At 72.4% G+C, this 25,208-nt stretch carries 23 protein-coding genes and 1 rRNA gene; 18 read left to right on the top strand and 6 right to left on the bottom strand.

What is annotated here, in order from left to right:
• From rrf to ASG23_RS19170, 13 genes are all read left to right on the top strand, one after another.
• Positions 1–87: ribosomal RNA gene (gene rrf, locus ASG23_RS19225) — 5S ribosomal RNA — on the top strand; the annotation flags it as partial.
• A gap of 2,066 nt (positions 88–2,153) precedes the next feature.
• A complete protein-coding gene (locus tag ASG23_RS20635) occupies positions 2,154–3,227 on the top strand; it encodes a hypothetical protein (protein WP_235521254.1) in 1,074 nt (357 codons plus the stop codon).
• Positions 3,224–4,264 carry an HAD-IIA family hydrolase gene (locus ASG23_RS19215; protein ID WP_056028342.1) on the top strand — a complete coding sequence of 347 codons (1,041 nt, stop codon included), beginning with the start codon at positions 3,224–3,226 and terminating at the stop codon, positions 4,262–4,264. The genes ASG23_RS20635 and ASG23_RS19215 overlap by 4 nt, the downstream gene beginning before the upstream one ends.
• A gap of 159 nt (positions 4,265–4,423) precedes the next feature.
• Positions 4,424–4,585, top strand: a complete 162-nt coding sequence (locus ASG23_RS20360) for a hypothetical protein (RefSeq protein ID WP_200941642.1) — start codon at positions 4,424–4,426, stop codon at positions 4,583–4,585.
• 6 nt (positions 4,586–4,591) lie between these two features.
• On the top strand, positions 4,592–5,413 hold the full coding sequence (locus ASG23_RS19210; protein ID WP_056028339.1) for a TlyA family RNA methyltransferase: 822 nt from the start codon (positions 4,592–4,594) through the stop codon (positions 5,411–5,413).
• Positions 5,410–6,318 (top strand): NAD kinase, encoded by a 909-nt coding sequence (locus ASG23_RS19205; RefSeq protein WP_056028336.1) that lies wholly within the window; start codon positions 5,410–5,412, stop codon positions 6,316–6,318. The genes ASG23_RS19210 and ASG23_RS19205 overlap by 4 nt, the downstream gene beginning before the upstream one ends.
• The gene (gene recN, locus ASG23_RS19200; RefSeq protein ID WP_056028684.1) at positions 6,315–8,045 is read left to right on the top strand and encodes a DNA repair protein RecN; all 1,731 of its coding nucleotides are present in this window, start codon (positions 6,315–6,317) and stop codon (positions 8,043–8,045) included. Before ASG23_RS19205 ends, recN begins: the two co-directional genes overlap by 4 nt.
• Positions 8,046–8,051: 6 nt before the next feature.
• A complete protein-coding gene (gene steA, locus ASG23_RS19195) occupies positions 8,052–9,230 on the top strand; it encodes a putative cytokinetic ring protein SteA (protein WP_056028333.1) in 1,179 nt (392 codons plus the stop codon).
• 73 nt (positions 9,231–9,303) lie between these two features.
• On the top strand, positions 9,304–10,335 hold the full coding sequence (locus tag ASG23_RS19190; protein WP_056028331.1) for a copper transporter: 1,032 nt from the start codon (positions 9,304–9,306) through the stop codon (positions 10,333–10,335).
• Positions 10,332–11,222, top strand: coding sequence for a hypothetical protein (locus tag ASG23_RS19185; protein WP_056028327.1), 891 nt, complete (start codon positions 10,332–10,334; stop codon positions 11,220–11,222). The genes ASG23_RS19190 and ASG23_RS19185 overlap by 4 nt, the downstream gene beginning before the upstream one ends.
• The gene (gene murJ / locus ASG23_RS19180; protein WP_056028324.1) at positions 11,219–12,901 is read left to right on the top strand and encodes a murein biosynthesis integral membrane protein MurJ; all 1,683 of its coding nucleotides are present in this window, start codon (positions 11,219–11,221) and stop codon (positions 12,899–12,901) included. Before ASG23_RS19185 ends, murJ begins: the two co-directional genes overlap by 4 nt.
• 71 nt (positions 12,902–12,972) lie before the next feature.
• Positions 12,973–14,643, top strand: a complete 1,671-nt coding sequence (locus ASG23_RS19175; protein ID WP_056028321.1) for a CTP synthase — start codon at positions 12,973–12,975, stop codon at positions 14,641–14,643.
• Positions 14,643–15,236 carry an NUDIX domain-containing protein gene (locus ASG23_RS19170; protein ID WP_056028318.1) on the top strand — a complete coding sequence of 198 codons (594 nt, stop codon included), beginning with the start codon at positions 14,643–14,645 and terminating at the stop codon, positions 15,234–15,236. Before ASG23_RS19175 ends, ASG23_RS19170 begins: the two co-directional genes overlap by 1 nt.
• A 13-nt stretch (positions 15,237–15,249) precedes the next feature.
• Here the strand turns inward: ASG23_RS19170 and ASG23_RS19165 are convergent, their stop codons facing one another.
• From ASG23_RS19165 to ASG23_RS19140, 6 genes are all read right to left on the bottom strand, one after another.
• Positions 15,250–16,062, bottom strand: a complete 813-nt coding sequence (locus ASG23_RS19165) for an ABC transporter permease (protein ID WP_056028316.1) — start codon at positions 16,060–16,062, stop codon at positions 15,250–15,252.
• Entirely contained in the window at positions 16,062–17,108 is a 1,047-nt protein-coding gene (locus ASG23_RS19160) for an ATP-binding cassette domain-containing protein (protein ID WP_082516331.1), read from the bottom strand. Before ASG23_RS19160 ends, ASG23_RS19165 begins: the two co-directional genes overlap by 1 nt.
• 63 nt (positions 17,109–17,171) lie before the next feature.
• Positions 17,172–18,101 carry a COX15/CtaA family protein gene (locus tag ASG23_RS19155; protein WP_056028313.1) on the bottom strand — a complete coding sequence of 310 codons (930 nt, stop codon included), beginning with the start codon at positions 18,099–18,101 and terminating at the stop codon, positions 17,172–17,174.
• Between the two features lie 57 nt (positions 18,102–18,158).
• Positions 18,159–18,698 (bottom strand): hypothetical protein, encoded by a 540-nt coding sequence (locus ASG23_RS19150; RefSeq protein ID WP_056028310.1) that lies wholly within the window; start codon positions 18,696–18,698, stop codon positions 18,159–18,161.
• Positions 18,699–18,714: 16 nt separating this feature from the next.
• Positions 18,715–19,464 (bottom strand): ABC transporter permease, encoded by a 750-nt coding sequence (locus ASG23_RS19145; protein WP_056028307.1) that lies wholly within the window; start codon positions 19,462–19,464, stop codon positions 18,715–18,717.
• On the bottom strand, positions 19,461–20,375 hold the full coding sequence (locus ASG23_RS19140; RefSeq protein ID WP_056028304.1) for an ABC transporter ATP-binding protein: 915 nt from the start codon (positions 20,373–20,375) through the stop codon (positions 19,461–19,463). Before ASG23_RS19140 ends, ASG23_RS19145 begins: the two co-directional genes overlap by 4 nt.
• A 182-nt stretch (positions 20,376–20,557) precedes the next feature.
• Here ASG23_RS19140 and ASG23_RS19135 point away from each other — a divergent pair, with 182 nt between their 5' ends.
• Genes ASG23_RS19135 through sufC form a run of 5 tightly spaced genes read left to right on the top strand, consistent with a single transcriptional unit; the run spans position 20,558 to position 25,199 of the window.
• The gene (locus ASG23_RS19135; RefSeq protein ID WP_056028301.1) at positions 20,558–21,334 is read left to right on the top strand and encodes a helix-turn-helix transcriptional regulator; all 777 of its coding nucleotides are present in this window, start codon (positions 20,558–20,560) and stop codon (positions 21,332–21,334) included.
• Positions 21,331–22,788 (top strand): Fe-S cluster assembly protein SufB, encoded by a 1,458-nt coding sequence (sufB, locus tag ASG23_RS19130; protein WP_056028298.1) that lies wholly within the window; start codon positions 21,331–21,333, stop codon positions 22,786–22,788. Before ASG23_RS19135 ends, sufB begins: the two co-directional genes overlap by 4 nt.
• Positions 22,788–24,086, top strand: coding sequence for a Fe-S cluster assembly protein SufD (gene sufD, locus ASG23_RS19125; RefSeq protein WP_056028295.1), 1,299 nt, complete (start codon positions 22,788–22,790; stop codon positions 24,084–24,086). The genes sufB and sufD overlap by 1 nt, the downstream gene beginning before the upstream one ends.
• Positions 24,083–24,415, top strand: a complete 333-nt coding sequence (locus tag ASG23_RS19120; protein WP_056028292.1) for a non-heme iron oxygenase ferredoxin subunit — start codon at positions 24,083–24,085, stop codon at positions 24,413–24,415. Before sufD ends, ASG23_RS19120 begins: the two co-directional genes overlap by 4 nt.
• Positions 24,416–24,434: 19 nt before the next feature.
• The gene (gene sufC / locus ASG23_RS19115; RefSeq protein ID WP_056028289.1) at positions 24,435–25,199 is read left to right on the top strand and encodes a Fe-S cluster assembly ATPase SufC; all 765 of its coding nucleotides are present in this window, start codon (positions 24,435–24,437) and stop codon (positions 25,197–25,199) included.
• Positions 25,200–25,208 lie beyond the last annotated feature (9 nt).

The raw sequence follows: 25,208 nt of genomic DNA, 5'->3' as shown, positions 1-25,208 counted from the left end.
GGTCCCATTCCGAACCCGGAAGCTAAGCCCTTCAGCGCCGATGGTACTGCACTCGCCAGGGTGTGGGAGAGTAGGACGCCGCCGGACATCATTCAGGAAGAGCCACCCCTACGGGGGTGGCTCTTTCTGTGTTTCCAGACCCTTTCCAGACCCTTTCCAGACCACTTTCCAGACCACTTTTCAGGACAGCTTTGTGCGCGCAACGTCGGGCGTATTGATCACCAAGAATCACCGCAGTGTCGTCCCCGTTCCGCGTCGTCGGTGCGGCCCGTTGGTCGCCGTCCGGCGCCCGGAGCCGGGGATGAGACGATGGGGCGGTCGATCGCGACGAGGAGAGCACACAGATGAACAGCGAGAATCGTGCCGGGAGCACACCCGACGGCCGTGGCCGGTCGGGTGGGGCGGACCGAGGTCGACCCGACGGCAACACCAGCTCGGCGCGTGGTTCGCAAGGCGGTGGCGGTGCGCCCCGCAGCGGCTCGTCCGGGGGCAGCGGACGGCCGCGTTCAGGTGGTTCGTCTCAGGGCGGTGGCCGTGCGTCGGGCTCGTCGTACGGCTCCGGTAGCGACCGCGGTTATCGGCCGTCGTCCGGTGGCCGGCCGCCAGGTGACGACCGAGGTTTCCGGCCGTCGTCGGCCGGCCGCGCTGGGGACTCGCGTGGCGACAGGCCCGCGTCTGGCGGCGACCGGCCGTCCTACGGCAATCGGTCCGGTGGCGACCGGCCCGGCTACGGACGCAGCGAGCGTCCCTCCTCCGGTGATCGCGCCGGCGGCGGCGACCGTAGCCGCGCCGGCGAGCGACCGTCTTACGGCGACCGCTCCCGCGATGGTGGCAACAGCTACGGCAGCCGTGGATCGAGCGAACGTCCCCCTTACGGTGACCGCAGTGGCGGTCGCGACCAGTCTCGTGGCGGCGACCGGCCCTCCTACGGCAGTCGTCCTAGCGGCGACCGGCCGTCTTATGGCAGTCGTCCCGCCGGTGACCGGCCCTCCTACGGCGACCGTTCCGGTTCCGGCGACCGCAGCCGGGGCGACCGTCCGTCCTACGGCAACCGCCCGGGCGGAGACCGTCCGACGTCCGGCGGGCGTCCCACCGGTGATCGCTCCGGGGGCGGCGAGCGATCGTCCTACGGCAGTCGAGGTGCCGGGGACCGGCCGTCGTACGGAGACCGACCTGGTGGCGGAGACCGCAACCGCGGTGGTGACCGTCCCTCGTACGGTGACCGGTCCGGTGGCGACCGTCCGTCGTACGGAGGCCGCACCTCCGGTAGCGATCGTCCGTCGTATGGCAACCATTCTTCCGGTGGTGACCGTGCTTCGTACGGTGACCGGTCCGGTGGCGATCGTCCGTCGTACGGCAATCGCCCGTCCGGTGGTGACCGTCCCTCGTACGGGGACCGTTCAGGAGGCGGAGATCGCAGCCGTGGCGGTGACCGTCCGTCGTACGGCAACCGCCCCTCAGGTGGCGACCGTCCGTCCTATGGCGACCGCTCTGGCGGCGCGCGGTCCGGGTACGGCGACCGGCCCTCGGGCGGCGACCGGCCGTCCGGAAACCGGTCGTCCGGTGGCGGGCGCCCTGCTGGTGACCGGCCCTCGTACGGCGACCGGTCCGGTGGCGAGCGCTCCGGTGACGGAGACCGCCCTGCCTACGGCGCCGGTGACCGTGACCGGGGTGCCGGTCGTCCGTCCTACGGCGACCGCCCCGCCGGCAGTGGTGACCGGAGCCGTGGCACGGAGCGTCCCTCGTACGGCGAACGTCCCGGCGGTAGCCGCCCGAGCGACGGCGACCGTCGCGCGTCCGGCGACCGGCCGAGCCAGGGAAGCCGTCCGTCCGGCGAGCGCAGCGCGACGGAGCGGCGACCGTCGAGCGACCGACCGGCGTCGAGCGGTCAGCGTCCCCCCTCGGCAGATCGTGGCGCGCGGACCTCGGGCGAGCGGACCAGCTCCTCTCGGCCGGCGGCCGGCGGCAACCGGGCCGATCGTCCGGCGACGGGTGATCGTCGGCCCCCGTCCGGTGGGTCAGCCCGGGACGACCGGTCGGGCTCGAGCCGGGGCTACGGCGCGGGCGCGGACCGTCGCGAGAGCGACGACCGTCGGCTGACACGCCCCCCGCAGGACGAGCGCGTCGTCGCGCCCGAGATCCCGGACGAGGTGGTGTTCAGTGACCTCGACCGCTCGGTCCGTGGGCGCCTGCGCACCTTGAGCAAGGACAACGCCGACGGTGTCGGACGCCACCTCGTGATGGTGGGCCGGCTCCTCGACGTGCAGCCCGAGCTCGCGTACGAGCACGCCCAGGCTGCGGTCCGGCGTGCCGGTCGTGTCGACGTGGTGCGGGAGGCCGCCGGGCTGGCCGCGTACCGCACGGGACGCTATGCCGAGGCGCTGCGCGAGCTGCGCACCGTGCGCCGGCTGAACGGTTCGTCGGAGCACCTCGCGATCATGGCCGACTGCGAACGTGGCCTCGGTCGGCCCGAGCGGGCGCTCGCGCTGGCTCAGGAGCCCGAGGCTGAGACGCTCGACGCGGAAGCGAAGATCGAGCTCGCGATGGTCGTCAGCGGCGCACGTCTGGACCTCGGCCAGGCCGAGGCCGCCGTGGCGGCCCTCTCGACGCCCGCTGTGCGAGCGGGGACCGGTCTGGTCACGATCCGGGTGGCACAGGCGCGGGCGGCGGCGCTGGACGCGGCCGGACGGTCCGACGAGGCGCTCGCCGAGCTGGCGCCCTACACCCAGGACCAGCTCGACGAGGCCTCCGGGGACGTCGAGGTGGAGGACGAGGTGGTCTCGTTCGACCTGAGCGAGTTCGACGCCGACGGCGAGTACGACGAGGAGGCACCCGAAGGCGCCGACTCGACGGACGTCGACGACTCTGCCGACGACGTTGACTCCGACGACGATGCGTCCGACGACGACGACTCCGACGACACCTCTGACGAGGTGGATGACGCTGCCGGGGCACCGGTCGCCGAGGCCGCCGATATCGACGGCACCGACGAGTCGGACGAGTCGGACGAGTCGGACGACGAGTCGGACGACTCGGACGAGTCTGACGACGACTCTGACGACGTGGCCTCTGGCGACGACGTGGCCGCCGACGACGGCGGTGTTGGCACCGACGACGCAGGCACAGCCCTCGCTGGTGACGTGGCGGATGACGCGGGTGCCAACGGGACTCGCGACGAGGCTGAGCAGGGTGCGAGCGGGTCGGACGAGGCGGAGGACGGTCGGTGACGGGCGGTCTCGTCGGCTCGCAGACGCCGCTCGCAGACCGGTTCGACCTCGCGCTCGTCGACCTGGACGGTGTGGCCTACCGCGGCCACGAGCCGATCGACGGCGCGGCTGAGGGGCTGACGTCGGCGCGTGCGCGGGGCATGCGGCTGGTGTTCGTCACCAACAACGCGTCGCGCGAGCCGGAGTCGGTCGCGGACCAGCTCACGGAGCTGGGCATCGCGGCGGAGCCGTCGGAGGTCATGACGGCCGCGCAGGCGGCGGCGCAGCTGTTGCTGACGCGACTCCCGCGTGGGTCGAAGGTGCTGGTCGTCGGTGGTGCGGGCCTGGTCACGGCCGTTCGCGCGGCCGGGTACGTCGTCGTGCAGTCGGCCGAGGACGATCCTGCGGCGGTCGCGCAGGGCTTCTCTCCAGACGTGGGCTGGCCGCAGCTGGCGGAGGCGGCGTACGCCGTCGGACGCGGGGCGTGGCACGTGGCGTCGAACCTGGACCTGAGCCTGCCGACGGCACGCGGGTTCGCGCCCGGGAACGGTTCGCTGGTCGGCGCCGTGCAGGCGGCGACGGGCGTGGTTCCGGACAGCGCAGGCAAGCCGTCGCCCACGATGTACGACATGGCGGTAGAGCGGGCGGGCGCCCGGGAGACCCTCGTCATCGGGGACCGTCTGGACACGGACCTCGCCGGTGCGCGGGCGGGTGGCTACATCGGCCTGCACGTGCTGACGGGTGTGAGCTCGGCGCGCGACGACATCCTCGCCGCGCCGGGGGAGCGTCCGCACCTGATCGGCGCGGACCTGAGGTCCTTGCTCGTCGCGCACCCGGAGCCGCAGCAGGGCTCGGAGGGCTGGTGGACCGTCCGCGGTGCGTCGGCTCGCGTGCTCGACGGCAGGCTCGAGCTCGGTCGTGGGACGTCGTCGTCCGTCGAGGACGAGGTCGACGTCGTGCGGGCCGCGTGTGCGGCGGCGTGGGCCGCGGTCGATGCGGGCGTCGAGCTCGACCCGACGTCGGTACCCGACCTGGCGACGGAGCTCGTCCACGACTGACGGCGCCGCCGGGGTGGTCCCGCCTGTGTGTGGCGACGGGTTGATGTGCCGCGCGCCAGGTAGCGTGGGCGCGTCCCGTGGCGCGTCAGTGCCCATCGGGTCCGGCGGTGAGCGTTCCGCGGACCGCGCGGGTACACGACCACGTCGGGAGGCGGTGCAGTGAGCGAGACGGCCATCACGGGCTCGACGTCGGACGACGCCGTCGACCAGGCGCTGTCGGCTCTGGCGGGCCTCGAGGACCATCCGCTGCGTGACCACGTCGCGGTGTTCGACGCGGTCCACGGTGCCCTCCAGGACCGGCTCGCGGACGCGGAGGGCTGACCTGCGGTGACCACACGCCTCGACACGGAGCTGGTGCGTCGCGGTCTGGCCCGGTCGCGTCGCCACGCCGGCGAGCTCATCGCGGCAGGCCGGGTGACCGTCGACGGCACGGCGGTGGCGCGCAGTGCCGCGCAGGTCACGGACGAGCGGCAGGTGTCCGTCCGGGCTGACTACTCCGACCCGGGGTACGCCTCGCGCGCCGGGCACAAGCTGGCGGGTGCCCTCGACGCGCTCGGTCCCGACGGGCCGGTCGTCGCCGGGCGGAGCTGCCTGGACGCGGGCGCGAGCACCGGCGGCTTCACCGACGTGCTGCTGCGCCGGGGTGCCACCCGGGTGGTCGCCGTCGACGTCGGGCACGACCAGCTTGTCGACGCGCTGCGCGAGGACCCGCGGGTCGAGGTGCGGGAGGGTGTCAACGTGCGGACGCTGACCGAGGGAGACGTCACCCCGGAGCCGGACCTCGTCGTCGCCGACCTGTCGTTCATCTCGCTGACCCTCGTGCTCCCTGCGCTGGTCGCCGTGGCGCGCCCCGACGCCGACCTCCTGGTGATGGTCAAGCCCCAGTTCGAGGTCGGGCGCGAACGCCTCGGGTCGGGCGGGGTCGTCCGGCTCCCCGGGCTGTGGGTCGATGCCGTCGTCGGTGTCGCCCGTGCGGCGGCGGACCTCGGTCTTGCCGTGCGCGGCGTGGTCCGCAGCCCGCTGCCCGGACCGAGCGGGAACATCGAGTTCTTCCTGTGGCTCGCGCGGCCGGACAGCGCCGACCCGGTTCAGGTGCCCGTCGCCCTCATCACGGACGCCGTCCTGGCGGACGCAGAGGTGGCCCAGTGACCCGGCGCGCCCTGGTCGTCACCCATCGCGGCCGCGAGGAGGCCGTGTCGGCCACCCACGACGCCGTCCGCGAGCTGGAACGGGCCGGTGTCGAGGCCGTCCTGGCGTCGGAAGATGCCGTCGCCGCGGACCTGCCGACGTTCGAGCTCGCCATCGTGCTCGGGGGCGACGGGACGATCCTGCGGGCGGCGGAGCTCACGCGCGGGACCGCGGTGCCCCTGCTGGGCGTCAACCTCGGGCACGTCGGCTTCCTCGCCGAGAGCGAGCGTGAGGATGTCGGCGAGGCGGTGCGCCGCCTGACCGCGGGCGAGTTCGACGTCGAGGAGCGCGGCACCCTGGACGTCCGGGTCATCCGGCCCGACGGCAGCATCGGCACCGGGTGGGCGCTCAACGAGGCTGCGCTGGAGAAGGCCGACCGCTCGCGGATGCTCGAGGTGCTCCTGGAGGTCGACGGCCACCCGCTGTCGTCGTTCGGCTGCGACGGCGTCGTCGCGGCGACCGCCACGGGCTCGACGGCCCACGCGTTCTCCGCGGGCGGCCCCGTGGTGTGGCCGGACGTCGACGGCATGATCCTCGTCCCCATCTCCGCGCACGCGCTGTTCGCACGTCCCCTCGTCGTGGGCCCTCGCAGCCGGCTCGCCGTCGAGGTGCTCGAGCGGTCGCCTGCCGCTGGCCTCGTCACTCTCGACGGGCGCCGTCGTCTCGAGGTCCCCCCGGGGTCGCGCGTCGAGGTCACCCGCAGCGACATCCCGGTGCGGCTGGCGCGGCTGACACCCGCGCCGTTCACGACCCGCCTGGTGAACAAGTTCGGGCTGCCGGTGGACGGGTGGCGCGGTCGGCCGAGCGCACCTCGACCCACCGCACGACCGACCGCACGACCCACGACCCCGGAGGTGACGGCGTGATCGAGGAGATCCGCATCGACAACCTCGGCGTCATCGGTCGCGCGCACGTCGAGCTGGGACCGGGGCTCACCGTCCTGACGGGGGAGACGGGCGCCGGCAAGACGATGGTCCTGACCGCGCTCAACCTGCTGCTGGGCGGCAAGGCGGACCCGGCCACCGTGCGAATCGGGTCGACGTCGGCCGCGGTCGAGGGGCGCGTCGTGCTGGCCGTCGGTGGCGCCGCGCTGGAGCGGGCGGCGGAGGCCGGTGCCGAGCTGGACGACGACGGCAGCCTCGTGCTCCTGCGGACCGTCGGCGCCGGCACCGACGGCGCGGCCGGCCGGTCGCGGGCGTACGTGGGCGGGCGCTCGGTGCCGCAGGGTGTGCTTGCCGAGCTCGCGGACGAGCTGGTCACCGTGCACGGCCAGGCCGACCAGGCGCGCCTGCGGTCGCCGGCCGTGCAGCGGGAGGCGCTCGACGAGTTCGTCGGGGCAGCGCACCGCGAGGTGCTCGCGCGCTACCGCGCCGCCTGGGCGGAGCGCGCCCGGGTGGACGCGGAGCTCACGCACCTCGTCGACCAGGCACGGGACCGGACGCGCGAGGCCGAGCTCCTGCGGCTGGGGCTGGCAGAGGTGGAGCGGGTCGACCCCCAGCCCGCCGAGGACGTCACGCTGGCCGAGGAGGTCGACCGGCTCTCGCACGCCGAAGACCTGCGGACGGCGGCGGCGGGGGCGCACGCGGCGCTCGTCGGCGAGGACGGCGCCGACGAGGGCGCCGCGGCGATCGGCACGATCGAGCTCGCGCGCCGGCTGCTCGAGCACGAGGGCACCCACGACCCGGCGCTCGCCGCGCTGGCCACCCGCGTCGCCGAGGCCGGTTACCTGCTCGCGGACGTCTCCACGGAACTGGCCGCCTACCTCGAGGACCTGCAGGCGGACCCGCTGCGCCTCGACGCCGCCCAGCGTCGTCGTGCCGAGCTGGGCACCCTGACACGCAGCTACGGCTCCACGGTCGCCGAGGTGCTGGCCTGGGCGGACACCGCCGGCCGTCGCCTGCTCGACCTCGACGGCGGCGACGAACGGATCGCGGAGCTGCGCGAGGCCCGCACCCGGCTCGACACCGGGCTGGACTCCCTGGCGGCGGAGCTCACCACCGGTCGGCGCGGCGGTGCGGAACGGCTGTCCGGCGTGGTCTCCGAGGAGCTGTCGGGGCTGGCGATGGGCGGTGCGGAGCTGCGCGTCAGCGTCGAGCCGGCCGACGAGCCCGGGCCGCACGGTGCCGACCGGGTCGAGATGCTTCTCGTCCCGCACGCCGGTGCACCCGCACGACCGTTGGGCAAGGGCGCGTCGGGCGGCGAGCTGTCCCGCGTGATGCTCGCCATCGAAGTCGCGCTCGCCACGGCACCCGGGGCCACCCGGCCGGGCACCTTCGTGTTCGACGAGGTCGACGCCGGCGTCGGTGGGCGCGCCGCGATCGAGGTCGGCCGACGGTTGTCGGCCCTCGCGCAGGGCAGCCAGGTGCTCGTCGTGACCCACCTCGCGCAGGTCGCCGCGTTCGCCGACCACCACCTCGTGGTCACCAAGTCGACCGCCGACGGGGTCGACGTGGTCACCGAGTCGGACGTGCGTTTGGTCACGCTGGACCAGCGGGTGCGCGAGCTCGCCCGCATGCTGTCAGGTCAGGAGGATTCCGATGCGGCGCGGACCCACGCCGCAGAACTGCTCGAGCTCTCGTCCGTGGGACGATGAGCGGCGATGAGAGCTTCCCTGCGCAAGCGCACCGCCCTGCCCGAACCCGGCGTCGTCGCCGGTCCGGCACGTGTCGACCCTCGGACCAAGGCACTGACCAAGCGTCTGCGGCCCGGTGACATTGCGGTCATCGACCACCTCGACCTCGACCGGGTCTCCGCGGAGGCGCTCGTGGCGTGCCAGCCGTCGGTGGTGCTCAACGCGGCGCGCTCGACGTCGGGGCGTTATCCCAACCTCGGTCCGGAGATCCTCATCGAGGCGGGCATCCCGCTGATCGACGACCTCGGTGCGGACGTCATGGCCGTCACCGAGGGGCATCGGCTCCGGATCGTCGACGCCTCGGTGTACGACGGGGAGACGCTCGTCGCCGAGGGCGTGCTGCAGACCGAGGCGAGCGTCGCGGCGGCGATGGAAGAGGCCCGCGCCGGCCTCTCGGTGCAGCTCGAGTCGTTCGCGGCGAACACGATGGACTACCTGCGCCGCGAGCGGGACCTGCTCCTCGACGGAATCGGGGTGCCGGACATCTCGACCGAGATCGACGGTCGGCACGTGCTCATCGTCGTGCGCGGCTACCACTACAAGGAAGACCTCGTCACGCTGCGCCCGTACATCCGGGAGTACCGGCCGGTGCTCATCGGTGTCGACGGCGGAGCGGACGCGATCCTCGATGCCGGGTGGAAGCCCGACCTCATCGTCGGCGACATGGACTCCGTCTCCGACCGCGCCCTGATGTGCGGTGCGGAGGTGGTCGTGCACGCCTACCGCGATGGTCGCGCACCGGGGCTCGCCCGCGTGGAGCAGCTCGACGTCAACCATGTCGTGTTCCCCGCCACCGGCACGAGCGAGGACGTCGCGATGCTCCTCGCCGACGACAAGGGCGCCGAGCTCATCGTTGCCGTCGGCACGCACGCCACGCTGGTGGAGTTCCTCGACAAGGGCCGCTCCGGCATGGCGAGCACCTTCCTGACCCGCCTGCGGGTCGGCAGCAAGCTGGTCGACGCGAAGGGCGTGTCGCGGCTCTACCGGAACCGGATCTCGAACCTCCAGCTCACGCTCCTGGTCCTGTCCGGACTCCTCGCCCTCGGCGTGGCTCTGGCCTCGACCGCGGCGGGCCAGACCTTGATCGGCCTCTCCGGCGCCCGTATCGACGACATCACGTCGTGGTTCGGCGGTCTGTTCGGATGAGCCCCGCCGCCGCCCGCCCCTTGCACCTGGTCCCGGTCCTCGCCGGTGACGTACCCGACGGAGACCTCGCACTGTGATCGACTTCCGCTACCACATCGTCTCGCTCATCTCCGTCTTCCTCGCGCTCGCCGTCGGCATCGCCCTCGGCGCCGGCCCGCTCAAGGAGACGATCGGGGACACGCTCACCGGTCAGGTCGAGCAGCTGCGCGGCGAGAAGGACGCTCTGCGGGCCGAGCTCGACACGACGTCCGGCGCCCTGCAGGACGCCGAGACGTACATCGACGCCGCAGGACCGCAGCTGCTCGACGGCTCGCTCGCCGACCGCCGCGTGGCCGTCATCGCGCTCGGGGAGGTCGACGAGTCGACCCGCACCGCGATCGACGAGCGGCTCGAGGAGTCCGGCGCGAGCGTCACCGCGCACGTGACCTTGACCGAGACCTGGGCGGACCCGGACGCGCGGACCTTCCGTCAGGCCCTCGTCGGTCAGCTGCTCACGTACCTCGACCCGGTCCCGGCCGACGACGCCGGCGTGGAGGGGGAGCTCGCCTCGGCCCTCGTGCAGGCGCTCGTGACGGCCGACCCGAGCAACCCGGACGTGCTCTCCGACGACGCCTCCGTGCTGCTGGAGCTCCTGTCGTCGAGCGAGAGCGACAGCCCGCTGGTGACCGTGGCGGACCAGGTGACCGTCCCCGCCGACGCGATCGTCGTCCTCGGCGTGCCGTTCGAGCAGCCGGCCGAGGGTGCGACGCCCACCGCGGTGCCCGACGAGTCCGTGGCCGCCCAGCTCGCCGTGCTGAGCGCGGCGCAGGAGCTGTCGTCCGGTGCGGCGCTTGCCGATGGCCCTCGCGGCGAGGGCAGCCTCACCGATGCCGTGCTGGCCGACCAGGACCTGGCCGCGACCCTGACGACCGTCTCGGGGACCGAGGTCGTCACCGGGCAGGTCAACGTGCCGCTCGCGCTCGCCGGTCGGATCGCCGGGACCAACGGGCACTACGGGTTCGGCGAGGAGGAGACTCCGCTGCCCGCGGCCGTCGAGCTCCCGCCGGTGGACCGCTCGCCGCGGGTGCCCGAGGGCACGGGCGCGACCGCCGGGACCGAGGGATGACGGTCGGCCTGCCGCGCCGCATCCTGTCCGGTGTCGTCGCGAGCGCGGTGACCGCGGTGGTGCGCCGCGCGTCCGACGCGCAGGCGCCGGGCGGCCAGGTGCGCTGGACCCGCACGAACCACCGGGGCGAGCCCATCAGCCTGCTTGAAGGACCGGCCGTCGCCGCGGGGCTGCTCGCCGGAGGCCTGGTCGGTGCGCCCTCGTCGCGCGGAGCCCTGGCGCTGACCGTCGCGACGGCGTCGGGCGCAGCGTTCGGCCTGGTGGACGACCTCGGCGAGGACACCGCGACGCGACGCAAGGGGTTGCGGGGCCACCTCGGCGCCCTCGCGCACGGCGAGCTCACCACGGGTGGGCTCAAGGTGCTGGGCATCGGCAGCGGCGCGCTGGTGGCGGCCGCCGTGGCGACGCCCCTGCAGCGACCCGACGGTACGCGCCGTTCGGCGATCGGCTGGCTGGCCGACGTCGCTGCGTCCGGCGCGCTGGTCGCGTCGAGCGCCAACCTGCTCAACCTGCTCGACCTGCGGCCGGGCCGCGCCCTCAAGGCGGCGACGCTCGTCGCGGCTCCGCTGAGCCTGGGTCCGGGCGGTGGTGCCGGGGCGGGCGCGGCGGTGCTCGGCGTGGTGGGGGCTGCGATGCAGCGGGACCTGGCCGAGGCCGACATGCTGGGTGACGGTGGCGCCAACGCCCTCGGCGCGACCCTGGGGACGGCGGTGGTGCTGAGTGCACCACGACCGGTCCGGCTGGCCGCGCTCGCCGTCGTCGTGGCGCTCACCGTCGCCAGCGAGAAGGTCAGCTTCACGCGCGTGATCGAGCGCACCCCGGTGCTGCGCGATATCGACGGCTGGGGTCGGCGTCCCGTCGACCCGCCGGCGGACCGGTCCGCGTGAGCCCGACGGCGCGGCGGACCCTCGCCGGGCTCGGCGGCGCGGCCGCGATGATCGCGGCGGTGACGGTCCTGAGCCGTGTGCTCGGGTTCGGCCGGTACCTGGTCCAGGCGCACGCGTTCGACGATGGCAGCATCGGCGGCGTCTACAACGCGGCGAACACGCTCCCCAACGTCCTCTTCGAGGTCGCCGCCGGTGGGGCGCTCGCCGGTGCGCTCATCCCGGTCCTGGCGCTGCCCGTGTCGCGCGCCCTGCGCAAGGACGTCGACGCGATCACGTCGGCGACGTTCGGCTGGACGCTGCTGGTGCTGGTGCCGCTCGGGGCCGGCCTCGCTGCAGCCAGCGGGCTCATCGCCTCGGTGTGGCCGAATCTCGACGACGCCGAGCGAGGCCTCCTGCAGTACTTCATCGCGATCTTCGCCGTCCAAGTGCCGATGTACGGCATCGCGGTACTGCTCTACGCGGTCCTGCAGGCTCACAAGCGGTTCTTCTGGCCGGCGTTCGCGCCAGTGCTGTCGTCCGTGGTCGTCATCGCGACCTACCTGGTCTACGCGGCGCTCGCCGGCGGTGAGGTCGACGACCCTGCCGCCGTCACCGACACCGCCCTCGCCGTTCTGGGCTGGGGGACCACGCTCGGCGTCGCCGCGATGTGCTTCCCCATGTTCATCCCGGTCCACCGGCTCGGCGTGCGGATCCGCCCGACGCTGCGGTTCCCGCCCGGCGGGGTGGGCCGCCGGTTGGCGGTGCTGGCGTTCGCCGGCGTCGGCTCCCTGGTGGCGCAGCAGCTCTCCGTGCTGGTGGCGCTGCTCGTGGCCGGCGCCCGCGGCAGCGCCGGCACGTGGTCGGTCTACCTCTGGTCGCAGCAGGTGTACCTCCTGCCGTACGCCGTGCTCGTCGTCCCGCTGGCGACGTCGACGTTCCCGCGGCTCGCGCAACGGGCCGCCTCCGGCGAGCACGAGGCGTTCGCGCGTATGGCGTCCGGCACCCTGCGCGCCGTCCTCGCGGCGGCAGCCCTGGGTGCGGCGGTGCTGGTGGCGATCGCCCCGGCGGTGACCGACATCTTCGACTGGATCGCGGACGGCGGCTCGGCGTTGGGCGCGATGACCACGACGATCACCTGGCTGGCGCCCGGGCTGCTCGGGTTCGCGCTCATGTTCCACGCGTCGCGGGCGCTCTACGCGCTCGAGCGCGGCAGGTCGGCGATCGCCGCCAACGTCGTGGGCTGGGGCACGGTCGCCGTCGCGGCACCGGTGCTCGCCGCTGTGCTCGCACCCGCCGGCGACGACCCAGCGGCGACGCTCCTCGCGCTCGCCCAGGCCAGCTCCCTCGGCATGCTGACGGGCGGCGCACTCGCCGTCATCCTGCTGCGTCGGGCCGCCGGTCGCCCGGCGACCGCGGGGCTGGTGCGTGCGGCGGTCGTGCTCGTCGCCGGCGCCGCGGTGGGGGCGCTCGCCGGCAGGTGGGTCGTCGACGCTGTCGCCGAGGTGGCCGGGCACGGTCCGGTCACCGCGGCCGGTGCCGCAGCCGGCGGTGCGGTGATCGCGGCGTTCGTCGTCGCCGGCGCCGTCCTCGCGGGGGACCGTGGCACGGTCCGGGACTTCCGGGCGATCGAGGCCCAGCCCCGACCGCCCGCGGCCGTGGCCGTCACCGACCCCGCGAACCCGGGCGCGCCGCTGGTCTGACGTCCGACGTGTGCGGACTCACCCCGCTCCGCGCTCCGGCATGGGGCGTTCGTCGGGTAGGTTGGAATCCCGTGACAGAGCGCGCGCATCGACTCTCCGGGCGGTCGGAATCCACGACCCGGCACATCTTCGTCACCGGGGGTGTCGCCTCCTCCCTCGGCAAGGGTCTGACGGCGAGCAGCCTCGGCCGACTCCTTCGCTCCCGTGGCCTTCGCGTCACGATGCAGAAGCTCGACCCGTACCTGAACGTGGACCCGGGCACCATGAACCCGTTCCAGCACGGCGAGGTCTTCGTGACCGACGACGGCGCCGAGACGGACCTCGACGTCGGTCACTACGAGCGCTTCCTCGACGTGAACCTCGTGGGCTCGGCGAATGTGACGACCGGCCAGGTCTACTCGCAGGTCATCGCCAAGGAACGTCGCGGCGAGTACCTCGGCGACACCGTGCAGGTCATCCCGCACATCACCGACGAGATCAAGACCCGCATGCGTCAGCAGGCGGACGAGGACATCGACGTCATCATCACGGAGATCGGCGGCACCGTCGGCGACATCGAGTCGCTGCCGTTCCTCGAGGCAGCCCGTCAGGTGCGCCACGACCTCGGCCGCGACAACGTGTTCTTCCTGCACGTCTCGCTCGTGCCGTACATCGGGCCGTCGGGCGAGCTCAAGACGAAGCCGACGCAGCACTCCGTCGCCGCCCTGCGCAGCATCGGCATCCAGCCGGACGCCATCGTCCTGCGGGCCGACCGCGAGGTCCCCGAGGCCACGAAGCGCAAGATCGCGCTGATGTGCGACGTGGACGTCGAGGGTGTGGTGACCGCCAAGGACGCGCCGAGCATCTACGACATCCCGCGCGTGCTGCACTCCGAGGGGCTCGACGCGTACGTCGTCCAGCGGCTCAGCCTCCCGTTCCGGGACGTCGTGTGGAAGGGGTGGGACGACCTCCTGCACCGCGTGCACCAGCCGGCCCACCGCGTCGAGGTCGCCCTCGTCGGCAAGTACATCGACCTGCCTGACGCCTACCTGTCCGTGACAGAGGCCCTGCGCGCCGGCGGCTTCCACCACGACACCAAGGTCGTCATCCGCTGGGTGACCTCGGACGACTGCCAGACGGCCGAGGGTGCCCGGCTCGCGCTCGAGGGTGTCGACGCCGTGCTCGTGCCCGGTGGCTTCGGTGTCCGGGGCATCGAGGGCAAGCTCGGCGCACTGCGCTGGGCCCGGGAGAACCTGATCCCGACGCTCGGCATCTGCCTCGGCCTGCAGTGCATGGTCATCGAGTACTCGCGCACGGTGCTCGGCCTCGACGGGGCGTCGTCGTCCGAGTTCGACGCCGACCCCGCGCACCCGGTCATCGCGACGATGGCCGAGCAGCTGGCGATCGTCGGCGGGGACGGCGACCTCGGCGGAACCATGCGCCTGGGTGCGTACGAGGCGGTGCTCACGCCGGGGTCCGTCGTCGCCGAGGCCTACGGCGCCACCAAGGTCTCCGAGCGCCACCGCCACCGCTACGAGGTGAACAACGCGTACCGCGACAAGCTCGAGGAGGCCGGTCTGGTCATCTCCGGCGTCTCGCCCGATACCTCGCTCGTCGAGTTCGTCGAGCTGCCGCGTGACGTGCACCCGTACTACGTGTCCACGCAGGCGCACCCGGAGTTCAAGTCCCGACCCACCCGTGCGCACCCGCTGTTCGCCGGGCTCATCGAGGCTGCTCTGGCCCAGCGCGGCGACGAGTCCTGATGCTCCGTGACCTCGAGGCACCGCGTCCGGTCGTGTCGCACGAGGTGATCCATGGGGGGAAGATCTTCGACCTCGTCGGCGACGTGGTGGACCTGGGGGACACCCAGGTACTTCGCGAGTACGTCGCGCACCCGGGTGCCGTGGCCGTGATCGCGCTGGACGACGACGACCGCGTGCTGCTGCTCTCGCAATACCGGCACCCGGTGCGCTCCGAGCTGTGGGAGCCGCCGGCCGGTCTGCGCGACGTGCCGGACGAGGACCTCGTCGTCGCCGCGGCCCGCGAGCTCGCCGAAGAGGCCGACCTCGTCGCAGGCTCCTGGTGGCGGCTCGTCGACTTCTTCACGACGCCCGGCGGGTCGGACGAACGGATCCGGGTGTTCCTGGCGCGGGACCTGCGGCCCGTGGCGCACGCCGACCTCTTCACGCGCACCGACGAGGAAGCGACCATGGTGCCGGTGTGGGTCCCGCTCGACGAGGCCGTGGACGCGGCCCTGTCCGGGCGGCTGCACAGCCCGACGGCCGTCACCGGTGTGCTCGCGGCGGCGGCGGCGCGCGCCCGCGGGTGGTCGACGCTGGAGGCCGTGGCGTCCTGACCGTTCCGAGTGATCAGCGGCTGGTCGACCGGCGGTACTGCAGGTTGGCCAGCGGGACGAACACGATGATGAAGATCGCGGACCAGATCAGCGTGTACAGCACCGGGTTCTGCAACGGCCATGCGTCCGGGGTGGGGACCCCCTCGGGGATGTTGCCGAACAGCTCACGGGAGGCCTGGGTCACCGCCGAGACCGGGTTCCACTCCGCGAACGTCTGCAGGGGAGCGGGCAGCGTCTCCAGCGGGACGAACGTGTTGGCCACGAACGTCAACGGGAAGATCACGATGAACGTGGCGTTGTTGAACACCTCGACGCTGGGCACCAGCATGCCGAGCCACGCCATGATCCAGGAGATCGCGTAGGCGAAGATCAGGAGCAGCAGATAGCCGAGCGCGGCCTCGGCGGGCGAGCTGTGGATGGCCCAGCCGACCAGCAGCCCGGTCAGCGACATGACGACGAGCACGAGGATGTTGTTGGCGACGTCGGAGATCGTGCGGCCGGTCAGCACCGCCGACGGGGCCATGGGCAGCGACCGGAACCGGTCGATGATGCCCTTCTTGATGTCCTCCGCCAGCCCGGCGCCCGTGATCGTGGCCCCGAAGATGACGGTCTGCGCGAAGATCCCCGCCATGAGGAACTCCCGGTACGCGTCCGGGTCGGTCCCGCCGGGCACGGCGATCGCGCCGCCGAAGACGTACGCGAAGAGCAGGACGAACATGATCGGCGAGAGCGTGGTGAAGACCAGCAGGTCGGGGACACGCTTGATCTTGATGATGTTGCGCCTGGCGACGACGTAGGAGTCCGAGAAGACGGTCGGTGTGGCCATCAGGCACCTCCGGTGGACGACGCGTCGCTGGCCGCGTGCCGGCCGCGAGCGGTCGGTTCTGCGGGGGGAGGATCGTCCGGTGGTCGCGCGTCCTGCGGGCCGTCCTCCTCGCTGACGTGACCGGTGAGCGACAGGAACACGTCGTCGAGCGTGGGGCGGCGCAGCCCGACGTCGTCGATGCCGATCCCCGCGTCGTCGAGGACGCGCAGCGCCTCGGTGAGCACCTGCGCACCACCGCTGATCGGCATGAGCAGGGTGCGACGGCCCTCGTCCAGCCCTGCCTTGCCGACCCCGAGCGGCTCGAGGAGGTCCCGTGCGGCGAGCAGCGTGGCGGGGTCCCGGACGGTGAGCTCGAGGCGCTCGCCGCCCACCTGCATCTTGAGCTGGTCGGCCGTGCCCTGCGCGATGATCTTGCCGTGGTCGATGACGACGATGTCGTCGGCCAGCAGGTCGGCCTCCTCCAGGTACTGGGTGGTCAGCAGGAGGGTGGTCCCACCGGCGACGAGGTTCTGGATCACCTCCCACATCTCGGTGCGCCCGCGCGGGTCCAGGCCTGTGGTCGGCTCGTCGAGGAAGATGATCGGCGGGTCCGCCACGAGCGCGCCCGCGAGGTCGAGCCTGCGGCGCATCCCGCCCGAGTAGGTCTTGGACGGACGGTCCGCGGCGTCCTCGAGCCGGAACGATGCGAGCAGCTCGCGGGCGCGCTCCCGGGAGCGCTTGACCCCCAGGTGGTACAGCCGGCCGATCATGTCGAGGTTCTCGAAGCCGGTGAGGTACTCGTCGACGGCGGCGTACTGCCCCGACAGGCCGATGCGTCGACGCACGTCCCGTGGCTTGGCCAGGACGTCCACGCCCGCGACCGTCGCGGATCCCTCGTCGGGCTGCAGCAGGGTGGTGAGGATGCGGACGATGGTGGTCTTGCCCGCGCCGTTGGGTCCGAGCAGGCCGAGCACAGAGCCGGTCGGCACGGCGAGATCGACCCCGTCGAGGGCCGTGACGGTCTTGTACCTCTTGACGAGTCCCGTTGCCGTGATCGCGTCTGCCATGGTCCGAGGCTAGAAGAGACGTCCGACACGACGACAGGGAAATCCAGACAGAGACAGAGTCGGCTAGATGCTGCCGCGTGTGCGCAGGCTCCCGACGAAGAACGTGACCGTCGACGCGAGCGCCGCGGCGCCCAGCATGTGCAGGTTGACCAGGCCGATCGGCAGGCCGGAGAACAGCTGGACGTAGCCGATGGCGCCCTGGGCCAGCGTCACCGCCAGGAGGACGAGGCCGGTGGTCCAGGGTCGCCCTACGACACCGCGACGGCGCAGCAGGACCAGGACGACGACGAGCACGGCGACGAACGCCCAGACGGAGGCCGCGTGGAGCTTCGACATGGCCCACGGGTCGACGTCGAACCGGTAGCCCACCTCGTCGTCGCCCGAGTGAGGTCCTGCGCCCGTGACGACGACGCCGAGCACCAGCACCACGACGGTGAGGACGCTGAGCACGCGGACCAGGAGCTGAGTCGGCCGGTCGACCAGCGGCACGGCCGGGCCGTCTCCCTCGCGCGTGCGCACGACCAACCAGGTGGAGAACGCGACGAGGGCCATCGAGATGAGCAGGTGGCCGCCGACGATCGCCGGGTGCAGGTCCACGAGCACGGTGATCCCGCCGATGACGGCCTGGAGCAGGACGCCCACCACGGGGACGAGGCCCAGGCGGCGGTACGACCAGGGCCGGCGACGGTCGAGGACGACCAGCACCGCGACGACGGTGGCGACGGCCACGAGCAGACCGCTGACCGTGCGGTTGCCGAACTCGATGAAGGGGTGGATCGACGTCGCGTCGTGGAACCGGGGAGTGAACTCGCCCGGCTCGCACTCGGGCCACGTCGAGCACCCCAGGCCTGAGCCGGTGAGCCGCACGGCGCCGCCGGTGACGATGATGAGGATCTGGCCGACGAGGTTGGCGACGACGGCCGTCCAGGTCCACCGGTCACGAAACCGGTCCAGGGTCGACGATCCGGTGTCGAGGGCGGGGGACGAGCTCACGTCGACCAGCCTACGTTCCGGCCGGTCGGCGCCTGACCGGTCAGCGCGCGAGGCTCGTCACAGCGGGATGTCGAGGCCCCCGGCCGCTGCCACCACGGTGAGGGCGAGCCCGAGGACCACGGCGAACGCGCTGGGCACGAACACGTGAGGGAGCCACGCGACGTGGCGGTGCATGCGGCGGATCTCGTCGCTCGTCATCTCCCGCGGCGGCTCGTCGAGCGCGGCCGCGGGATCGGCCCGCCCGGCCGCCGTCCAGGCGGCGTCGATGCGGGGCGCGGAGACCGGCACGACGCCGAGCCGGAGGTCACTCCAGCCGGCGCACCACGCCTCGATCTGCCGCATCCGCGGGTAGTACCGCACCTGGTGGCGCTTCGTCATCGCCTCGATCAGCCAGAACGCTGCGCCCGTCGCGGCGGCGAGAGCGAACAGCGAGTAGTGCTCCTGCTGGAAGCCGAGACCGATACCCGCCAGGCTCAGCGTCACCGACCAGCCCTTGACGGTGATCAGCCGCCCGTCGAACTCGGAGACGGTGCGCACGAGCGCGGCGTACTCGGCGGCCAGCGCCGCCTGGAACGAGGCGTCCTGCGCAGCGTCCATCGGCCCACGGTAGCGGTCAGTGCCAGCGGAACAGGCGGCTCGCACCCCATCCGAGCGCGGCGGTCCAGCCGACGAGGACCACGACCGACCAGGGTGGCAGCGCGCCGTGCATCAAGGTCTCGCGCATCGCCTCGCCTAGCGCGCCGGAGGGCAGCAGCAGCGCGATGTGGGCCATCGGGCCGGGCAGCTGCTCTGCCGGGATGACGACGCCGCCGGCCACCGCCAGGACGAGCAGCAGGAGGTTCGCGACGGCGAGGACCGCCTCGGCGCGCAGGGTGCCGGCGACGAGCAGGGCGAGCGACGTGAAGGCGGCGGTGCCCAGGACGATCGCGACCAGCGAGAGAGCCAGCCCGGCGGGGTCGGGGCGCCAGCCGAGCAGCAGCGCGGTCAGGCCGATGACGACGACCTGCACGATCTCCACGACGAGGACGCCGAGCACCTTGCCCGCGAGCAGCCCGCCGCGGCCCAGAGGGGTGGTCGAGAGCAGCCGCAGGACGCCGTTGCGGCGGTCGAACGACGAGGCGATCGCCTGCGACGTGAACGACGTCGTCATCACCGCGAGGGCGAGGATGCCGGGCGTCAGGAAGTCGATCCGGCTGGCACCGCCGGTGTCCAGCTCGATCCCGGTGACCCGCGCGAGCCCGACGAGGACGAGCACGGGCACGATGATCGTGACCAGCAGCTGCTCGCCGTTACGCAGGATGGCGCGCGCCTCGAACGAGGTCTGGGCGAGGATGCGCGCCGAGGTGGGTGCCGGGGCGCTCATCGCAGGTTCCGTCCGGTCAGGTCGAGGAAGACGTCCTCGAGGGTGCGGCGTCCGACCGTCAGCTTCGTCGCCAGCGCGCCCTGCCCGGCCAGCCAGGCGGTGACCGCGGCGACCGCGTCGGGGTCGACGGCGCCGGTGACGGTGTAGGAGCCGTCGCGCGGCTCGGTGACGACGAACTCCGCGCCGAGCGCAGCGTGCAGGTCGAGCCCCGGCGCGGTCTCGAGTCGCAGGGTGCGGTCCTCGGCCGAGGAGACGAGCGACGGCACGGAGCCCTGCGCGATGACGTGGCCGCGGTCGACGACGACGACCTGGTCGGCAAGGTCCTCCGCCTCGTCCATGAGGTGGGTGGTGAGCACGACGGCGACGCCCTCGTCGCGCAGCTCGCGTACAAGGTCCCAGACCGCGTGGCGGGTCTGCGGGTCCATCCCGGCGCTGGGCTCGTCGAGGAACACGACCTCGGGTCGGCCGACGATCGCCGCGGCGAGCGCGAGCCGCTGCCGCTGACCTCCGGAGAGCCGCCGGACGGTGGTGCGGGCGAACGACCCCAGCCCGAGGCGCTCGGTGAGCTCGCCCAGGTCTCGGGGGTCGGCGTACATCCGGGCGACGTGCGCGAGCATCTCGTGCGCCTTGACGCCCGTCGGCAGGCCGCCGTCCTGGAGCATCACGCCCACGCGAGGGCGCAGATCCCGGGCCTGCGTCAGCGGGTCGAGGCCCAGCACGCGCACGCTTCCGCCGTCGGGCTCCCGCAGGCCCTCGCAGCACTCGACCGTCGTCGTCTTGCCCGCGCCGTTCGGACCGAGGACCGCGGTCACCTGGCCGTGGTGGGCGACGAGGTCGAGCCCGTCGACGACGGCACGGCCGCCGTAGCGCTTGACGAGCCCGGAGATCTCGAGCGCGGGGGAGTCGGGCACGAGAGGGAAGTCTAGGGCGCCCGGATGACCTCGCCGTGTGAGGGACGCGACCCCGAACGAAGGGTCTCCTTGCTTGCAGGGATGGATATTGACAACAAGGATGTTGCCAATATCGCGGCCCTTGCACGCGCACGGATGGTGCGCGGCCGCCAAGACCGGACAAGCCCGACGGAGGTGTGTGCATGAACGCGACGCTGCCTGCGATCGACCGCACCCTGGCGGACACCACCACGCCCGACTCCGACGCCGGGACCCGCCAGCGCGTGCTGCAGATCGTCGCTGCCGCCGGCCCGGTCTCCGCCGCCGAGCTCGCCGCCCAGCTCGACCTCGCTCCCGCCGGGATCCGACGGCACCTCGGGGTCCTCGAGGCCACGGACCAGATCACCGTGCACGAGGCTCCCGTGGGCCCCCACGGACCGAAGGGTCGCGGACGCCCCGCCCGCCGTTACGTCGTGAGCAGCCGCGGCCAGGCCGCGCTGTCCCACCGCTACTCCGAGCTGGCCAGCCAGGCGTTGCGCTTCCTCGCCGAGACCGCCGGACCGCAGGCCGTGCAGGGCTTCGCGGAGCAGCGGGTCCGGGACCTGGAGGAGCGGCACGCCCAGGCCGTGGCCGCCGCAGGTGACGACGTCGCCGAGCGCGTCCGCGTCCTGGCCGACGGTCTCACTGCCGACGGGTACGCCGCCTCCGCGCGGCCGGTCCCCGGCGGCATGGCCATGCAGCTGTGCCAGGGTCACTGCCCCGTGCAGGACGTCGCGCACGAGTTCCCTGCGCTGTGCGAGGCCGAGGCGCGCGCGTTCTCGCGGCTCCTCGGCGTGCACGTACAGCGCCTGGCGACGCTGGCCGGTGGCGGCCACGTCTGCACCACGAGCATCCCGCTCACCACCGGACAGACCATCTCGACGCACGCCCCCCACGCCCCTGACCACCCCGTGCCCTCCGTGGAAGGACATTCAGCATGAGTGCACAGACCGACAGCACTGCGGCCGACGTGCCGCAGGCGACGCAGCTGACCCAGGACGAGGCCATCGCCTCGATCGGCAACTACAACTACGGCTGGCACGACGCCGACACCGCCGGGTCCGTCGCGACCCGCGGCCTGTCGGAGGCGAAGGTCCGGGAGATCTCCGCGCTCAAGAACGAGCCCGAGTGGATGCTCAAGACGCGCTTGAAGTCGCTGCGCCTGTTCGACAAGAAGCCCATGCCCTGGTGGGGCTCGGACCTGTCGGGCATCGACTTCGACAACATCAAGTACTTCGTGCGCTCCACGGAGAAGCAGGCGACCAGCTGGGAGGACCTGCCCGAGGACATCAAGAGCACGTACGACCGCCTGGGCATCCCGGAGGCCGAGAAGCAGCGCCTCGTCGCCGGCGTCGCCGCGCAGTACGAGTCCGAGGTCGTCTACCACCAGATCCAGGAGTCGCTCGAGGAGCAGGGCGTCATCTTCCTCGACACCGACACCGCGCTGCGTGAGCACCCGGAGATCTTCGAGCAGTACTTCGGCTCGGTCATCCCGCCCGGGGACAACAAGTTCGCGTCGCTCAACACCGCGGTGTGGTCGGGCGGCTCGTTCGTCTACGTCCCGCCGGGCGTGCACGTCGAGATCCCGCTGCAGGCCTACTTCCGGATCAACACCGAGAACATGGGCCAGTTCGAGCGGACGCTGATCATCGCCGACGAGGGCTCGTACGTTCACTACGTCGAGGGTTGTACAGCTCCGGTGTACTCGAGCGACTCGCTGCACTCCGCGGTGGTCGAGATCATCGTCAAGAAGAACGCCCGCGTGCGGTACACGACCATCCAGAACTGGTCGAACAACGTGTACAACCTCGTCACCAAGCGGGCGACCGCGGCCGAGGGCGCCACCATGGAGTGGGTCGACGGCAACATCGGCTCCAAGGTGACCATGAAGTACCCGGCCATCTACCTGCTCGGGGAGCACGCGCGCGGCGAGACGCTGTCCATCGCGTTCGCCGGTGCGGGTCAGCACCAGGACGCCGGCGCCAAGATGGTCCACGCCGCGCCGCACACCTCCAGCTCGATCGTCTCCAAGTCGGTCGCGCGCGGCGGGGGCCGCACGTCCTACCGCGGACTGGTCCAGGTGCTCGAGGGCGCCCACCACTCCGCGTCGAACGTGCTCTGCGACGCCCTCCTGGTCGACCAGATCTCACGCTCCGACACGTACCCGTACGTGGACGTCCGCGAGGACGACGTCTCGATGGGCCACGAGGCGACCGTGTCGCGCGTGAGCGAGGACCAGCTGTTCTACCTGATGTCCCGAGGCATGGCCGAGACCGAGGCCATGGCGATGATCGTGCGCGGGTTCGTCGAGCCCATCGCGCGTGAGCTGCCCATGGAGTACGCCCTCGAGCTGAACCGCCTCATCGAGCTGCAGATGGAAGGGGCCGTCGGCTGATGACGACCGCAACAGACTCCCTGTCGACCGACCACAGCAAGGCCACGGCCGACGGGAGCCACAGCCACGGGGTCGGACCGCTCCCCGAGGCGTCCCGCGCGTCCCGCCCCACGTCCTTCGACGTGGCCGACTTCGCCGTGCCCCACGGCCGCGAGGAGGAGTGGCGCTTCGCGCCGGTCGCCCGGCTCGCGCCGCTCTTCGCGGCGGGCACCGACGGTGTCCTGGACGGCCACGGCGTGCTGACGACGGTCGTCGAGGCGCCCGAGGTGCAGGTCGAGATCGTCGAGCGCGACGACGAGCGGCTCGGGAAGGCCGGCAAGCCCGGCGACCGGACGTCCGCCGTCGCGTGGGCCTCGTTCCCGCGGGCCACGATCGTCACGATCCCGAAGGAAGCCGTGGCCTCCGAGGTGACGTCCATCCGCATCGAGGGCGTCGAGGGTGCAGGCACGCACGAGGCGGCGCTCGAGCCGAGCGCGACGCACCTGCTGATCCACGCCGAGGCGCTGTCGCAGGCGGTCGTCGTCATCGACCACATCGGCCACGCGGCGCTCACCGAGACGGTCGAGATCGTCGCCGACGACGGTGCGCACCTGACGGTCGTCACGGTGCACGACTGGGCCGACGGCTCGGTGCACGCCTCCTCGCACCGGCTGCGCATCGGCCGCGACGCGACCGTCAAGCACATCGCGGTGACGCTCGGCGGCGACGTCGTCCGGATCACGCCGGACGCCGAGTTCGTCGGCGAGGGCGCGAGCGTGAAGATGCTCGGCCTGTACTTCGCCGACGCGGGCCAGCACCAGGAGCAGCGCCTCTTCGTCGACCACGCGGTGCCCAACTGCATCTCGCGCGTCGCCTACAAGGGCGCCCTGCAGGGCGAGGGTGCGCACACGGTGTGGGTCGGTGACGTGCTCATCCGGGCCGCGGCCGAGGGCACGGACACGTACGAGCTCAACCGCAACCTGGTGCTGTCCGACGGCGCCCGCGCCGACTCGGTGCCGAACCTCGAGATCGAGACCGGTCTCATCGAGGGTGCGGGGCACGCCAGCGCGACCGGCCGGTTCGACGACGAGCAGCTCTTCTACCTGCGCGCCCGTGGCATCCCGGAGTCCGACGCCCGTCGGCTCGTGGTGCGCGGCTTCTTCGCGGAGCTCATCCACGAGATCGGTGTGCCGGCGATCGAGGAGCGCCTCATCGGCGCGATCGAGCGGGAGCTCGAGAAGTCGATGAGCGTGCTGGACAGCCTGTCCGAGGGCCACGTCGAGGGTTCCGAGGTGTCCCTCACGACGGAGCGTGCATGAGCGCCCAGCTGGCCTGCTTCGACGAGGACGTGCCCCTCGAGGGCACGCTCCGCGTCGAGCTGGAGGCTGAGCACGGCACGGTCGAGGTCGCGCTGGTGCGCGACTCCGACGGTGAGCTGCACGCCATCAGCGACATCTGCTCGCACGGTGCCGTCTCGTTGTCGGACGGCGAGGTGGAGGGCTGCACGATCGAGTGCTGGCTCCACGGCTCGCGGTTCGACCTGCGCACCGGCAAGCCCACCGGGCCGCCCGCCGTCCAGCCCGTCCCTGTCTACCCCGTGACCGTCGACGGCCAGCGTGTGCTGGTCGACGTCGACGCCCCGCTCTGAGAAGTCTGGAAGGAACAGCATGTCCACCCTGGAGATCCGTGACCTGCACGTCAGCGTCGAGACCAAGGAAGGCCCCAAGCAGATCCTGCGCGGCGTCGACCTGACCGTCGCGAGCGGCGAGACGCACGCCATCATGGGCCCGAACGGCTCCGGCAAGTCCACGCTCGCGTACTCGCTGGCCGGCCACCCGAAGTACCACGTCACCAGCGGCACCGTGACCCTCGACGGTGAGGACGTCCTCGCGCTCTCCGTCGACGCCCGCGCTCGTGCCGGCCTGTTCCTCGCCATGCAGTACCCGGTCGAGGTCCCCGGCGTCAGCGTGTCGAACTTCCTGCGCACCGCCAAGACGGCGATCGACGGCACGGCCCCGCCGCTGCGCTCGTGGGTCAAGGACGTCCGCACCGCGATGGACAACCTGCGCATGGACCCGACGTTCGCCGAGCGGTCCGTGAACGAGGGCTTCTCCGGTGGTGAGAAGAAGCGCCACGAGATCCTGCAGATGGAGCTCCTCAAGCCGAAGTTCGCGATCCTCGACGAGACCGACTCGGGCCTCGACGTCGACGCGCTGCGCGTCGTGTCCGAGGGCGTCAACCGCGTCAAGGAGAACCCCGACGTCGGCGTCCTGCTGATCACGCACTACACGCGGATCCTGCGCTACATCACGCCCGACTTCGTGCACGTCTTCGTCGACGGCAAGGTCGCCGAGGAGGGTGGCCCGGAGCTGGCTGACCGCCTCGAGAACGAGGGCTACGACCGCTTCCTGTCGAGCACTCCGGCTCTCTGAGGACCTCGG

Origin of the sequence: Cellulomonas sp. Leaf395 (genome assembly GCF_001424125.1) — a bacterium.
GTDB lineage: Bacteria > Actinomycetota > Actinomycetes > Actinomycetales > Cellulomonadaceae > Cellulomonas.
The sequence above is the reverse complement of the archived record's forward strand: the minus strand, read 5'-3'. Positions and strand labels throughout refer to the sequence as shown.